At 41.6% G+C, this 15,744-nt stretch carries 12 protein-coding genes; 4 read left to right on the top strand and 8 right to left on the bottom strand.

All coding sequences use genetic code 11. The annotated features are described in order from the left end of the window. Positions 1 to 133: 133 nt before the first annotated feature. A complete protein-coding gene (locus FOR85_RS07300; RefSeq protein WP_144297367.1) occupies positions 134 to 3,067 on the top strand; it encodes a hybrid sensor histidine kinase/response regulator in 2,934 nt (977 codons plus the stop codon). Positions 3,068 to 3,124: 57 nt separating this feature from the next. Here FOR85_RS07300 and FOR85_RS07295 read toward each other — a convergent pair whose 3' ends face one another. From FOR85_RS07295 to rpmH, 8 genes are all read right to left on the bottom strand, one after another. Further along, entirely contained in the window at positions 3,125 to 3,799 is a 675-nt protein-coding gene (locus FOR85_RS07295) for a riboflavin synthase (RefSeq protein ID WP_144297366.1), read from the bottom strand. A 465-nt stretch (positions 3,800 to 4,264) separates the two neighbouring features. Next, positions 4,265 to 5,320, bottom strand: coding sequence for a bifunctional diaminohydroxyphosphoribosylaminopyrimidine deaminase/5-amino-6-(5-phosphoribosylamino)uracil reductase RibD (gene ribD, locus FOR85_RS07290; RefSeq protein WP_144297365.1), 1,056 nt, complete (start codon positions 5,318 to 5,320; stop codon positions 4,265 to 4,267). A 109-nt stretch (positions 5,321 to 5,429) separates the two neighbouring features. Then, complete coding sequence (gene nrdR, locus FOR85_RS07285; protein ID WP_068405041.1) at positions 5,430 to 5,888, bottom strand: transcriptional regulator NrdR; 459 nt, start codon at positions 5,886 to 5,888, stop codon at positions 5,430 to 5,432. Between the two features lie 108 nt (positions 5,889 to 5,996). Beyond that, positions 5,997 to 7,442, bottom strand: a complete 1,446-nt coding sequence (gene mnmE, locus FOR85_RS07280; RefSeq protein ID WP_144297381.1) for a tRNA uridine-5-carboxymethylaminomethyl(34) synthesis GTPase MnmE — start codon at positions 7,440 to 7,442, stop codon at positions 5,997 to 5,999. 214 nt (positions 7,443 to 7,656) lie between these two features. Next, positions 7,657 to 9,339, bottom strand: a complete 1,683-nt coding sequence (gene yidC, locus FOR85_RS07275) for a membrane protein insertase YidC (RefSeq protein WP_144297364.1) — start codon at positions 9,337 to 9,339, stop codon at positions 7,657 to 7,659. Between the two features lie 215 nt (positions 9,340 to 9,554). Next, the gene (gene yidD, locus FOR85_RS07270) at positions 9,555 to 9,929 is read right to left on the bottom strand and encodes a membrane protein insertion efficiency factor YidD (RefSeq protein WP_144297363.1); all 375 of its coding nucleotides are present in this window, start codon (positions 9,927 to 9,929) and stop codon (positions 9,555 to 9,557) included. 1 nt (position 9,930) lies between these two features. Next, entirely contained in the window at positions 9,931 to 10,302 is a 372-nt protein-coding gene (rnpA, locus tag FOR85_RS07265; RefSeq protein WP_144297362.1) for a ribonuclease P protein component, read from the bottom strand. A 205-nt stretch (positions 10,303 to 10,507) separates the two neighbouring features. Beyond that, entirely contained in the window at positions 10,508 to 10,642 is a 135-nt protein-coding gene (gene rpmH / locus FOR85_RS07260; RefSeq protein ID WP_007394757.1) for a 50S ribosomal protein L34, read from the bottom strand. A 648-nt stretch (positions 10,643 to 11,290) separates the two neighbouring features. Here rpmH and dnaA point away from each other — a divergent pair. The 3 genes from dnaA to FOR85_RS07245 all read left to right on the top strand — a co-directional run bounded on the left by dnaA (position 11,291) and on the right by FOR85_RS07245 (position 15,442). Continuing rightward, the gene (dnaA, locus tag FOR85_RS07255; protein ID WP_144297361.1) at positions 11,291 to 12,736 is read left to right on the top strand and encodes a chromosomal replication initiator protein DnaA; all 1,446 of its coding nucleotides are present in this window, start codon (positions 11,291 to 11,293) and stop codon (positions 12,734 to 12,736) included. A 190-nt stretch (positions 12,737 to 12,926) separates the two neighbouring features. Continuing rightward, positions 12,927 to 14,102, top strand: coding sequence for a DNA polymerase III subunit beta (gene dnaN / locus FOR85_RS07250; protein ID WP_144297360.1), 1,176 nt, complete (start codon positions 12,927 to 12,929; stop codon positions 14,100 to 14,102). An 80-nt stretch (positions 14,103 to 14,182) separates the two neighbouring features. Beyond that, complete coding sequence (locus FOR85_RS07245) at positions 14,183 to 15,442, top strand: DNA replication/repair protein RecF (protein ID WP_144297359.1); 1,260 nt, start codon at positions 14,183 to 14,185, stop codon at positions 15,440 to 15,442. Positions 15,443 to 15,744: the final 302 nt, after the last annotated feature.

Raw genomic sequence — 15,744 nt, 5'->3', positions numbered from 1 at the left:
GTTGTGCCATGATTGTAATAGCAGCCATCCAGCGCTATTAATCAGGCGTTTTATCTTTATAATGGTGATTAAGCGTAGTTTTGACTTCATATTAAGACATACCGACTTACCGCCGATTTAGGGTCCTGCTTTTATGCAACAATTTAAGTCTCTACAACGACTGCTTATTTTTTATACACTGACATTATTAGCGATGTTGGCAGTGTATTACGGCACTATGTTTTATGAGATGAGGCAGCATAATGAGCAGCACAGTATCCAAAGCTTTTATAATTTACAGCACGAGATAACCCAGCTCTCAAACCCTACAAACTTAGCAATTAAAAAAATATTACAAAAGCCTTTTTTAAAGGATATGAGCTATCAGCTTATTTTTATGATGCCTTCTGGGCAAACCTATATACACCGACGTACCCGCCCTGATGAACGAGAGTTTACTGGCATCACTTTCCCCAACGTTATCACTTCCTTGCCCTCTGCTAGCAATCATCATAGTGCCTACGAGCTAAATAATCGCAATTTGGTCGGCACCATTGAACTTGAAAGTGGTCACAAGGTGTACCTGATACTGCGGCATGAAGCGCTTGATATCAATTGGATGTCGTATCGCTATTGGTTGCCATTGATGACAGCCATCTTACTATTTGCTATGGCCTTACTCTATACCCTAAAGCGGCGTGCCAACTGGGAACAACTGCTCATTTATACCGATGAGTTAAGTAGACATGCCAAAGATGGTTATATCGCGCCGCCGTTTATCGAAAAGAAAACCACAGATGAATTTTTGCGTTTGGGTCACGCACTTAGCCGTATCAGTTATCAGTTGCATAATAATCATCGCCGCATTACCACGCTAAAGCATCGGTTAGAGCGATTGGTCGATCATGCGCCGCTGCCGATGCTGATGATTATGAGACATGGCCAAATCAGCTTTTTTAATCATCGCTTTGAGCAAGTATTTGACACCACCTTTCACAGCGATAGCAACTATCAACTGACCGATTTTTTCTTTGCTAAAGACGAATCAACCCAAGCCCTGCTACAAAAGCTGGCGGATTTGCGAGTCACGCGCACGCTATTGGTTTACGGTTTGCACAATAAAAAAGCTTATCAGTTGCATATCACGCCTTGGTTTGGCGAACACGGGCAGGTGCATGGTTTTACCGTCCTCCTAAATAATATTCACGAACTTGTCGAACAGACCGCGCATTTGGAGCAGCAAAACCGTCAACTACAACGTCAGCTTGATGAGTTTGAAGCACTTAAATCAACGATGGGGCATAATTTACGCCTGCCGTTAGAAGCCATGATTGACACGTTAGAACCTATCAATCCCGATAATCTGAGCGCTAAGCAACATCAAATCGTTACGACTTTGACTCAAACCAGCCATTCTATGCTGACGATGCTAAACGATATGTTAGATATAGGAGAGATAGAGGTTCGTACATCCCGTCTATCTATTGAAGCGGTGGATATTTATAAGCTTGGTCAACAAGTCAGTCAATCGATGGTAGAAAGCTTAAGGCAGCAAGGACTTGAGCTCTTGTATTTTTTTGCACCTGACAGCCCGCGCTGTATCGATACCGATTATAGGCGCTTGCGGCAAATCCTACGTAATTTATTAGATAATGCGATTAAATTTACCAATTCTGGCTATGTGTCACTTACCATCGATGCGGTGACCAATGCTGACATAGCTGATATCAAAAGTACCAGTATAGGCGAGGTAGATAAAGAGCACATTTCTAATAACAGCCATGATACGAATCACGGCAATCTAGATAAATCAAACACTACCATTCATCCATCGCACGACTGGATTCGGTTTAGTATAAAAGACAGCGGCACAGGCATCGATATCGCAAAGCAGCACCAACTGCTGACGTATTTTAATGAAAGCAACAGCCAAAACAGTGTTCACATCAAAAACCACCCTATTAACTACGCGCACAAAAACAGCGCCATAAAAGGGCTCGGATTAAACGACGTTAATAGCTTCGCTAAACTATTAGGCGGTTTTATTGAGATGAAAAGCACGCTTAATAAAGGCAGTACTTTTAAGCTGTATTTGCCTTGTAGACGACCAGCCTATCAGCCTATTTACCACTTTAATCCGCAATTGACTTATATTCATCTTATTGCCGTCATTAAACAACCGCTGCGAGCCAAGCATTTACGCGATTTGTGCGCTTATTTATCTATCCCAGCCACTATTTCCACTTCTATAGATAGAGTGGCGCTTGAGCAAATAAATAATAAACTGGCGCAAGATGCGCAAAAACTTGCACCTATTTTGCTCTTAGATTACGAATATTATGAAGACATCACGCTCGCGTTATCACATCAAATAAACATTGATGATAAAAATATAGACGCTGAAAATAAATTGGAGAAATCAGAAGATAAAGCACGTATAGATATCGATAAACAGCAGGCTCTAAATAGCTTACTGTCTAATACTGCCCTGCCAAAAATATTGGTCAGTATGAAAGCTGAGCGCCGCATTCCTGCTATGTTACTGGATCAATGTGACGGTTTTTTAAACAAACCACTCGATGTGGCATTATCACTCTCTGAATTACTGCGATTAACCCTACCCGTTAGACAAACACTGTTACCGCAAATAACTAGCCAAGAAAACAAACAGCAAAGCAGTAGCCCGTTAGGCGCAGATAACGCCGCTCATGAAACATTAGCGCCACTGATTTTAGTGGTAGAAGATAGTCCAACCAATCAAAAAATAGCTTGTAAAATACTAGAAAAGATTGGTTATCGCAGTATCGTGGCAGAAGATGGGCAGCAGGCGTTAAACAAATTGCAAGCGCAGCGTCAGGAAATTGCGCTTATTTTGATGGACTGCCGGATGCCCGTGATGGATGGACTGCAAGCGACCCAAGCGATTCGCGCGCAAGGCGATGATATTCCAATCGTTGCGCTAACCGCAAATAACAGCGAAGAAGATAAAATCGCCTGTTTACAAGTGGGCATGGATGAGTTTTTGGCCAAGCCTATTAATAAACAAAAGCTAAAAACTGTTTTGCAAACGCTGATTAAAAACCAATAAGCGTTTGCAAGATCTGTCTTTTATAACAGCTTGGTGATGATTTTGGCTATTTAACCCTTATTTCATAAAACCATTCTCAGCTAAAAACGCCTCAGTAATCGTACTTTGCGGGCTGCTAGCATGGGCAGTATCCGCTTGCGATTTGTTTAATAACCGCTCTAAATAGCGCGCCACAATATCGACCTCAACATTGACTTTACTACCTACCAACCAATGCTGGGCAATATTGGTGACTTGCGCGGTATGCGGAATGATATTGAGCGAAACGATATTATCGCGGACTAAGTTGGTAGTGAGACTGATACCATCAAGGGTAATAGAGCCTTTGGTAGCCGTATAATGTGCCAACTCGTGCGGTATCTCAATTTCAATATAAAGTGAGCGCGCATCTTTTTGCAATTTACTCACCACGCCTACCCCATCAACGTGACCGGCAACGATATGCCCACCAAAACGGGTGGTTGGTAGCATGGCTTTTTCTAAGTTCACCGCATAACCGGGCTTTAAATCTGCCAGCGCTGTACGAGCAATAGTTTCACGTGAAACATCGACAGAGTAATAATTACTACCAAACTCCACCACAGTTAAGCAAACGCCATTTGAAGCAATCGAGTCGCCTAGTTTCACATCGCTAAAATCTAAGCCAGCAGATTCTATGGTCAAGCGGATATCACCGCCCGTTGGCTGCATGGACTTTACTTTGCCAACGCTTTCTATAATTCCAGTAAACATATTAACCTCTTGGTATTTTTTATGGCCGTTAAAGGCAGCATATATTATTTAAACCTATTATTTCATTCAAAATCAATAACGATAATCGCTATTAGTCTTTAAGCTATTTATAGCGCTTACTATAAAATTAGCGAGAATAAAAAGACTCAGCGGATAAACTGTGGATAACTAGCGCTGACATAAGGAGTAGTAGTATGAGAAACTTGGTTTTTAAAGAGTTATCCACAATAAGTCTGCTTTTTAATAATTATTCACTACACTTGAGCTATATACGTAAGTAGCTGATTTTAAATAAGTTATAACTTTAAAACATTATTAACAATTACTAGTAAGTTTCATGTGAAACAAAGTTATACACAGTTTCATGTGAAACCTTTATAAAACTATTCCACTTATCCACATACATTGTATGTAAGTTTAATCTTGTGGGTAAAATATTGAAAGACAAGGCTTTTATAACGCCGACTATACAGGTAATAAGGTAAGCTTAAGATCAGTACCAAGCTGCTCATGACTATGGATATCAAAACGTAGCTGCTGCGCTAACGCTAATGGATTGATAGCGACCATAGGCCGTGCTTGTGTGCCTAATAAGCAAGGTGCTTGATAAACAATGAGCTCATCCACCAGTTGCTGTTGTAAAAAGCTTCCTGCAACGCTTGCGCCCGCCTCTACTAAGACGTCATAACAGTGATGGTCACTCACTAAGTTCTTTAATAACTCAATTAAGTTTTCTTCATGCCAATAAAGAGTTTCTGGACTCTGGCATAGCTGATAGTCAGACTGTAAATCGTGTTCTAATCGCCCTCGTCTATCGAGTATCACTATTTTAGGTTGTGGTACTTGTTCAGGATTAATACCTAGTTGATTAGAGCGCACGTTTAATTGCGGATTATCAACGATGACCGTTTCACTGCCTGTGATAATAACGCCACTTTGCGCACGCAGTTTCTGTACATCTTCGCGCGCCGCCGTGCCGGTAATCCACTTCGACTCTCCAGACGCCATCGCCGTACGACCGTCAAGACTGGTGGCAATTTTAAGCCTAACATAAGGCATTTGGCTACGCATCGCCTTTAAAAAGCCCTTATTTAAAACTTCTGCTTGCGCGGTTAGCACCCCAACGGTTACGGCGATTCCCGCTTCTTCTAACAGTTTTACTCCGCGCCCAGCCACTTGTGGATTGGGATCGAGACCGGCAATGACAACACGTTTTATGCCAGCCTCAATAAGACCTAGGGCACAAGGCGGTGTACGTCCGGTATGACTACAAGGCTCTAATGTCACATAAGCGGTCGCGCCCATCGCTTGCATGCCAGCATCTTTTAAGGCGAAAACCTCAGCATGCGGCTGCCCTGCTTTTGGATGAAAGCCTTGACCTACTACTTTATCCGCTTGCACAATCACACAGCCGACAGCGGGATTGGGACGCGTCGTATACAAACCACGCTTGGCCTGCTCAATAGCGAGCACCATAAAATAACGATCTTTGGCGTCTTGAGAGTGTTTTGAGTTTGACATAAAGGTGGACTTAATCAACAACTGATAATTATTATTAAAGATTTTATAGAGTAGAGTGAGTAAGCAATATAAACTTGAAAGCAGGCTAAATACTTAGCATGAGTGATGCTTATTTTTCATTAGGACGGATATTGGCAATTTCTTGATGAAAGGCGTCGATATCTTGAAAATCACGATAAACACTGGCAAAACGCACATAAGCGACATCATCGAGCGTTTTAAGCTCACTCATAATAATCTCACCCAAGACCTTACTGCTCACCTCGCGCTCGCCCATTTGGCGTACGCGCTTCTCGATACGACTAATCATCGCTTCTTGCTCATCGATGGTAATCGGACGTTTTTGTAGCGGTAATAAAATCGAGCGGCGCAATTTGTCATTATCGTAAGGTTCGATTTTGCCACTTGATTTGATAATACGCGGCATCACCACTTCTACCACTTCAAAGGTCGTAAAGCGTTCCTGACAGCTATTACATGAACGGCGGCGGCGTACTTGCGCGCCATCAGCTGCTAGCCGTGAGTCGATAACTTTGGTATCTGACGCATTACAATATGGGCAATGCATACGCTTTTCCTTAGGTTGATAGTGAGGGCGAATATAATTATTGATAAAACTAAATTTTCTAAAAAATGATAATTTTACTATGCAGATAAAGAAGCAGACTTTTACTCGTTATTTGCCAATACAAAAGCTACCAAAAATTTTTCCTAATAAATCGTCAGCGCTAAATTCACCAGTAATTTCTCCCAAACTTTGCTGCGCTTGGCGTAGGCTTTCTGCCACCAACTCACCTGCTTTAAACACTGTCAGCTGCTCATGTGCCTCTGCTAAGGAATCAGCGGTACGTCTTAGCGCATCAATATGTCGTGTACGGGCAATTAAGCTATTTTCTGGCGGATGAAAACCTACTTTAGCACATAAGGTTTCGACCAAATCATCAATTCCTGCACCTGTTTCACATGAAACATTCACCTGCTCATAGCCACGATTTTTTATTTCTGCTTGTGAAGTAGCGATTCTTTCTTCACTGCTGTTATCGTTCAATAAATCGCTTTTATTGGCAATAATTAGTAAGCGCTTGGCTTCTGGTAACTCGCCAAATAGCTGCTCAGCCAGCTGTAATGGTGTGCTGTCACTTGCAAGGTCACGAGTCACATCAAAGACCATCAGAAGCATATCAGCCTGCGTAATTGCCGTACGCGCACGCTCAATACCGATACGCTCGACCGTATCTTCAGTCTCGCGCAGACCTGCGGTATCGGTTAGATGCAAGGTTAAGCCGTTAAGCACGACGGTCTCTTGTAAGGTATCGCGCGTTGTCCCAGCGACATCGGTCACGATAGCACGCTCTTGCCCTGCCAAACGATTCAGCAAGCTTGATTTACCCGCATTTGGTCTGCCAGCAAGCACCACATGAATACCGTCACGTAATAGCTGACCTTGCTTGGCGGTCGCTAGCACTTGCTGTATTTTGGCTTGTGTTTGTTCAAGCTTATCTTGAATAACCCCATCAGATAAGAAATCAACGTCTTCTTCATCAGGGAAATCAATCGCCGCTTCGACGTGCAAGCGCAGATGAATCAATTGCTCAAGTAACTGATTAATTTTTTGGGAAAACTCACCGCTAAGCGAGCGAATTGCACTACTGGCAGCAGCGGCGCTGGTGGCATCAATCGCATCAGCGATGGCTTCTGCTTGCACCAAATCCAATTTATCATTATCAAAAGCGCGGTAAGAGAATTCCCCTGCGCCCGCTTGTTTTGCGCCCAATTCAAACACCCGCGCTAGCAGCTGATTTTGTAAAATCATGCCACCATGACCTTGCAGCTCAATCACATCTTCGCCAGTAAACGAGTGCGGACCTTTAAAGTACAGCACCAAACCTTCATCAATGGTCGTGCCATCAGCCTGATAGAAACGGCAAAAACTGGCCATACGCGGCGTGAAAGTCGACTTACTAGTAAGCTGACAAGCGATATCGTAAGCACGCGCGCCTGACAGACGAATAACCCCGACGCCACCACGCCCAAGCGGTGTGGCAATCGCCGCAATGGTCGGAAGGCTAGATACATTAGAATTTTTAGGTGACTCATCCAAATTATCGGCGGCTAGTGCCATCTCTAAAGAATCCACAATCACTCTCAATAAGCAAAAACCCCATTATAGACGGCTTAGCAGGCACTGACAAAGCAAACTTCAACGAGTAGATTATTAAAATCCTAAAGTATGGTTATATAGCTATTTTCCTTGTTTATTAACACAAGAAAAGCATTCTCTTTGATACATAAAAAAACCACCGCCGTAGCGATGGTTTTTTAGACTTGAACTTTATTTAATCCAGAGCTTTGACGGTACGACGTTTTTGTTCTTCTTCAACTTTACGGTTGATGATGTACTGCTGGGTCATGCTAAATAAGTTGTTCACCGTCCAGTATAGCACCAAACCTGCTGGGAAGAACAGCATGAATGCGGTGAAAATAATCGGTAAAAACTTCATCACTTTCGCTTGCATTGGATCAGCTGGCTGCGGATTTAGTTGCTGTTGGATAAACATCGACGCACCCATTAAGAGCGGTAAAATGAACCATGGATCCATCGCTGATAAATCTTGAATCCACAGTATCCAAGGCGCATGACGCAGCTCAACACTTTCAACCAATACCCAATATAGGGCCAAGAAAATCGGCATTTGCATCAGAATAGGTAAACAACCCGCCATCGGATTGACTTTCTCTTCTTTATAAATTGCCATCATTTCTTGCGACATTTTCATACGATCGTCGCCGTGCTCTTCTTTTAATGCAGCCAGTCTTGGGGCGATAGCACGCATCTTCGCCATTGAGTAGTAGCTTTTATTAGAAACCCACATCAGGGCGATTTTAACCAGCAGCGTCAACAGAATAATTGACCAGCCCCAGTTACCGATGACTTTATGAATACCATCCAAAATCGCAAATAATATTTTTGATATTGGCCAGAGCAAGCCATAATCGACGGTTTGATTCAGACCTACTGCCACTTCTTTTAGCTCAGACTGTACTTTTGGACCAGCATAGAGAGTTGCATTTAAGGTAATTTGCTTGTTCGGTGCCACATTAACAGGCTGGCTGTTAAAACCAATAAAGTAATCATTACCCGTTTCACGGCTAAAGAACTTACCCGTAAAGTTTTCAGGCGTCCAAGCAGAAACAAAGTAATGCTGAACGATGCCAACCCAACCTTCATCACTGGTCGTGGTCAACTCACCATCGTTAAATTTACCGAATTTTAATTTATTATAAGGATCTTCAGGTGTGCCCCAAGCGCCGCCCAAATACGTCGCCATGCTTAGCGCGCCTTTATCAGACATACCAGGGTCTTTACTATCGTCACGCTTTAACTGCGCAAACATCTGACCTTGCCAAGCTTTGGCAGAAGCATTTTGGATTTGATAGCTGATATCAATCGGATATTTATCTTGGGTAAAAGTAAAGGTCTTAGTAACCGTTACACCATCTTTTTGATAGGTAAGCGGTACTGATAAGGTTTGCTGACCTTTCTCCATCACATAATTATTGGCAGCGTGGCTATATTTGGCGCGACCTTCGGCGGTATCAATACCGTTTGGACCGATAAGACCAGATTGTGCCACGTAAACGCGACCGCTATTATTTTCTAACAACACAAAAGGTTTTTCGCTATTGAGCGTGGCATCATATTGCTTTAATGCCGCATAAACGATATCCCCGCCTTCTGGATTGATTTTAATGTCATAGCGATCGGTTGTAACCGTAATGAGACCCGTATTGGTCGCAGGTGCCTCCGCAACAGCGCCCGTATCAACTGGTAGCGTTTGTGCTGGAATATCACCTGCTGCGCCAGTGGTAGCAGGAATATCAGCCCCTACCGATGTTGACGTTTCTGGTACCGCGTCTACAGCTGGTGCATCGGCATAATCATCTCGCCATGCTAAAATCAGCAGATAAGCGGTGATTAGCATCGCAATGATGATCATCACCCGAAATATCTTTTGCATAAACCTTTCCTAGATTAAAAAATTAGGGAATGAAAAATCAGGCATGTGTCATGACCACCACACAGTATCAAACCCCTTTCCTAGCAGTCATACCAGCAGTCAATCACATAAAATGTTCATCATTTTACTAAAAAACCGCTCTAAATGATACAAGCGTGTGGATAACTTGTGGGTAACTTAAAAGATATCCACAACTTCTCAGTCGATAATAAAGTTTATATCGACTTCATTAGATGATTTAGGCGAGCCACATAGCTCTTAGTATCTTTATAAACATACCAGCTTTGCGCTTTGCCATGAACTGGTGTCGTAGGCGATATATATTGATAATGATAAGAAGACAAAGGTAGTGGCACAAAATCAATGCCATGTCCGCCTAACGGATGACAGCTACTAATACGTTTTAATAATAGCCAACTACCTGACCAAACGCCATGCCATGCTAAAGCTTGTTTACCGTAATTTGAGCAAGTTGGATAATAACGACAGCGCGCAGGTAAAATAGGACTGATTACTTTTTGATAAAAAACAATAAAATAATAAAACAACTTATATAAAAAATTATTTACTACTTTTAATAAAAAATTCATTTTATTTTTTTTCTATCTTTTTAAAGATATTATTAATTTCATTTATTATTTCTTTATTATTTAATTGCTTCATAGACTTTTTGACAATAAATACAATATCTTTGTTTTCTAAGTGACTTGCCTTTATACGAAATTGTTCACGAACATGGCGTTTGATTAAATTTCGTGTGACAGCCGTCGGTACTTTACGTTTGGTAATGGCCATACCGACTCGAGGCTGTTCACAATGATTGCTACGTACAAACGCCATTAAATGACTCTGATGCAGCTTACGCTCAGGCGCGTCAAATACCTCGCGAAAGGACGAAGGCGTGAGTAGACGCTGTGCTTTGGTAAATCGAGCATTAGGGGGCGCTGAAACGGTATTGGACATAATACAACCTAATATAAGAGCTAGTAACACTAGCAGAGATAATAGCGTAGAAAGAATAACAAAGTATAGAGACAAAAAAAGCGCCTATGTGGGCGCTTTTAATATATGGCTGAGTGACAGTTGTGATGATTGACGATCGCAATCTATAAAATAATAGAAACACAACAAGCACTATCGGCCATGCTTATCGCAATCTACTGATTAATTATACAGTAAGGCGATGACGTCCTTTAGCGCGGCGACGAGCTAAGACTTGGCGGCCTTTTTTGGTTGCCATACGTGCACGGAAACCGTGAGTACGTTTACGCTTGATCACGCTTGGTTGGAATGTACGTTTCATAACTCACCTATCAAAATAATGGACTAAATTCGTAATAGCGGAGGATTATACCACCGCATAGTATTTTGGTCAACGAACTAATTTGCTCTGTTTTCATACAGATGATTTTACAACAGAGTGAGTTTTCTTATATTTATCGGTAATGAGATATTTACAGCTAAGAGATTTAGTTAAATAAACTCATATCAGTAGACCCAAATTATCTTCTTAGAAAAACTATTTTGATAATCAATTTTTAAAACTTATCCACAGTTTGTGTCGAACTCTATAATAATTAACTATTAATATATATAAATATTGTTGTTATTGGGGGTCGTATTATCTGTGGTTAACTTGTTTTTTTACTTTTTTATCAATAGGATAGACTATGGGTAAGGTTGTGGATAACCTGTGGGTGGAATATGGATAACTCATGATATATACTTATCCACAAAACTATCCACAGTCTTATCCACAAAAAACGAGGTATTATCCACAGGCTGTTTGTGTTAGATTGGCGCCCTACTAGATGTATGATTTTGAGTTATGTGACCATAAGATATCTTTGTTAAGAAAAGAGGCTTTTTGGGACTTAAAGCTGATAAATTTACACTATAAAAATGACGTTCTTTTGACCGATCACCTTGGACTATGGGGTTAGTATTTTTCATGATTGATACAGCAACTATTTGGGATAAATGCCTAAACGACTTACGTTATCATGTTAAAGATAATGTCTTTACGATGTGGTTGAGACCGTTATCTGCACACCAAGAAGCCAGTAGCTTGATTATTCTTGCTCCTAATGATTACTTTGTAACCTATATCAAAAAGAATCATTTACACGACATCGAGCAGTTGGTTGCTAAACATAGCCAAGGTAGTATTGAAGCCGTTATTGTACGTGTTGATAATGCTGGCCGTGAGATGGTTGATAGTAATCTGGCCCAGTCAGGCTCATTGTTTGAAGAAGACCAGCCCTCCCCTCCCCCTGCTGATTACAACTTTCAAAGCACGCATAATGATATTGCTAGAGCGGATATCGATGCCAATATGCGTCATGCAGAACTGATTGAGTCTGCCGATGCCAAATCATTAAGCTATCTGAATCCTGACTTCACCTTTGAAACCTTTGTCACTGGTAAGTCTAATAACTTAGCTTATAAGGCCTGTTACGAGCTTGGAAAACGCCAATCAAAAAATCGTCACAATCCTTTATTTATATACGGACCTTCTGGTTTGGGAAAAACGCATTTAATGCATTCTGTAGCGCATCGCTATTTAAAAAACAATCTAACTTTCTACTATTTCACTTCCGAAAAATTTATTAATCAATTAGTTTATTCATTAAGAAATAATAAAATAGAAGATTTTAAAAAGAAAATAAAAAAAGTAGATTTATTAATTGTAGATGATATTCATGTATTAGCTGGTAAAACAAAAAGTAGTAATGAGTTTTTAACCTTATTTGCAGATTTTACCAGCGGTGATAAGCAACTGATTCTGGCATCAGATCGTCATCCATCACAAATGACGGAGTTTGACGAGCGTTTCAGGTCGCGCTTTTCTTGGGGTTTGACGGTTGCAGTAGATCCACCTGAGATTGACACTCGAGTACAAATTTTACAAAGAAAAGCGGCGTCGTACGGCATGAGCCTGCCTAAAGAATGTGCCCTATTTATCGCTCAAAACGTGGTTTCTAATGTTAGGCGATTAGAAGGTGCATTAAACCAAGTATTTGCCAATGCCAACTTGACGGGAGCGCCTATTACACTTGAGATGGTGCAATACGCCCTAAAAGACATCGTTGCGATGCGTGTGCAAGCGGTAAATATGGATAATATTCGTAAAGTGGTCGCCGAATACTACGATGTAAGCGTAAAAGATATCATGGGTCGTAAACGTACGCGCAGCATTGCTAGACCACGACAAATAGCGATGGCGTTATCACGCGAATTAACCAGTGATAGCTTTCCTGAGATTGGTCAGTCATTTGGTGGACGCGACCACACGACAGTGATGCATGCTTGTGATAAGGTCAATGAGCTACGCGCCGCTGACCCCGCGTTTGATAAGGATTACAAAACGCTTGCCTTGATGTTGCAAGCGGGTTAGAAGCTTATGGCGTCATAATGTTGTCACGAGTCGATATGATTTATAATATTTTAATGATTAGCGGACAGACGCTGTATGGATTATCATCAGTAGACAAGGTATTATTAAGCCATTATTTTAAAACCCTATGATTTAAAAACGTATAAAAATTCTTTTAATAAGAGCAACTAATAAACAAGAGTAACTAAGCATGCAATTATTGATTAATCGAGAGTCGTTACTAAAAGCCATTAACTTGATTGCCAAGGCTGCTGATAAGCGCCACAACATGGTTATCTTGGGCAATATTAAGCTGCAATTGTCTGAGGGGGCGCTTATTTTAACTGCTTCTGACTTAGAAGTAGAGCTGACATCGACATTAAAATTGCCTGCTGGTGCCTGTATCGAAGCAGGTACCACCACATTACCTGCCACAAAGCTCAGAGACATCTGTAAATCATTGCCGTCGCAAGCGCAGGTCAATCTGACCACTCAAGAAAATGAGCGTTGCCTGCTGACCAGTGGTAAAAGTCGTTTTACTTTAGGCACATTACCAAGCGAAGACTATCCAAGTCTTGGTAATCCTGAAAATATCACACCTTTGACTATCAGTCGTAGTCGTTTGACCGACTTAATTCATAAAACCCAATTTGCAATGGCTATCCAAGATGTTCGTTACTATTTGACTGGTATGCTATTTGATGTGTCACAGCAGCAACTGACTACGGTTGCGACTGACGGCCATAGATTGGCGTTAGCGCGTAGTGCTATTGATGTCAGTAGCGACTTAAGTATGCAAGCGATTTTGCCGCGTAAAGCGGTGATTGAGCTTGAGCGTTTGGCTTCTGAGCTTGGCAAGATGCTGGGCGACAAAGATAACGCTGTGACATTGAGTTTTGGCCGTGAATTCTTACAAGTAAGCTTACCCTTTGGTGATGTGGATAGTACAGGGCAGGTGAGTGATGATTTAATGGTGACCTTTACCGCGCGTCTTATCGATGGTAAATTCCCGGATTATCGCCGTGTCATGCCAAGTAATACCGATAAATTGGCACTATTTAACCAAGAAAAAATGACTGATGTGCTGCGCCGTGTGGCAATTTTAAGTAATGAGAAATCTCGCGGTGTGGTGTTTAATTTTGCCAGCGATGGTATGGTAGAAGTACGCGCTAATAATGCTGAGCAAGATGAGGCAGTCGAGATGATACAAGCAAAATATCAAGGCGAGCCGATGGAGCTGTCATTTAATGCGGCGTATCTACAAGACGTTTTGGGCGTGATTCAAGGTGATTTGCAAATGCATATGAGCCAATCCAATGCCTCGGTACTGGTCAATCAGCTCAATGATGACTTTCATCAGTATGTTATTATGCCTATGCGTATATAACTTGGTGACCTTATGAAAAATAACAGTAATAAACTTTTGCTTACTAAATAGTGGGCGTAATATAGGCGGCTGTCACCCTTATGATTGAACGTCTACAAATTTCACACCTGCGTAATCTAACCCAGATCAGTTTAAATACTGCTGCTTGCAACGTTATTATCGGTGCAAATGGCAGTGGCAAAACCTCGTTACTTGAAGCGATATTCTTGCTTTCAAGAGGTAAAAGCTTCCGCCATCATCAGCCTAAACGCTATATTCAGCACCATCAAAATGCGGCAACGGTGCACGCTAAGCTCAATGATAGCAATACCTTAGCTATTCAAAAGCAAACAGATGCGACGACGGTTCTACGGCTGAATCAAACCACGGTTTATAACCAAAGTATCTTAACCGAGCAACTACCCACATTACTGATAGATCCGTCGTCGATGGATATGTTAGAGCAGGGCAGTGCCAGTCGCCGGCAGCTATTAGATTGGCTAGTGTTTCACATGAAACAGGGTTTCCATCCGCAATGGGTCGCTTATCAGCGTTTACTAAAACAGCGCAATAGTTTGCTAAAAAAGAGCCGTTACTTAACGCCAGTGCAGCTTGCTGAGTTAAAATCATGGGACAAAGGGCTTGCTAGTCATGCGGCGCTTATTCATCATTATCGTGAGCGAGTCTTTAGCGATTGGCAGCCTTACTTTGCGAAGAGTATCACGCAGTTATTGCCTACCTACGCTGAGCAACTAAGCTTAAGCTATAACGCTGGCTACGACACCAATATCCCGTTAGATATCCAGCTTAACGAGCGTTTGGAGCAGGATTTGCAGCTGGGTTATACGCGGATAGGTAATCACCGCGCCGATATTCATGTACATTGGCGCTCTAGTGATTTATCAGAGCATGCTAACAACGAAGCAGACAGCAATGCGAACGCAGTATCAAAAACCATAGAAAAAGCAGACACCGCGGCCAAACTACCGACTATAAAAGAACAGGCTGCTAACGTTCTCTCTCGCGGCGAGAAAAAACTGTTAATTACCGCTCTACGCTTATCACAATTGCCGTTATTGCTTAATGAAAACACTTCTACCCATGCGATAGAAAAGGACAATAGCAGTGTTATTTTGCCAAATGACCATAATAAAGCGCGAGCCACGCCAGTAGTGCTACTAGACGATATTACCGCTGAACTTGATGCTAGGGCGATACAAATTCTGTTGTCGACATTGGCGCAGCTGCCATGTCAGGTATTTATGACCAGCTTAACCGACGATATTTTACCTTTGGTGCATGAGTATTGGTCAGAACCTAACGTGTTTCACGTGAAACAAGGAAGCCTAATACGTTTATAAAAAACGCTTTTATAAACTGGTTTTGATGGTGAATATCAGCTAAGTTTGGGCTTCATTTTTATCAACCACACTTCATATTTTCCGAAAAATTTCATTGTTATGCTTGTGGGTGTAGTAGAAAAGTGATCTTGCTAAAATACTTGCTTGATACCGAGAAAACTGTCAGTAAACAGTGACTTAGCGCCAGAAAAATGTTAAAATAGAGCTTTATTTTTGCCCTGTTTTCAGCAAGTTATCTTATAAATTTTTATCAGTATTGTTTAAGGGTTTTTTGATAATTTTCAGCTTCTAAGTGCTTGATA

This window comes from Psychrobacter sp. YGAH215 (assembly GCF_007280595.1).
Classification (GTDB): Bacteria; Pseudomonadota; Gammaproteobacteria; order Pseudomonadales; family Moraxellaceae; genus Psychrobacter; species Psychrobacter faecalis.
This window is presented reverse-complemented; position numbering and strand designations above follow the sequence as displayed.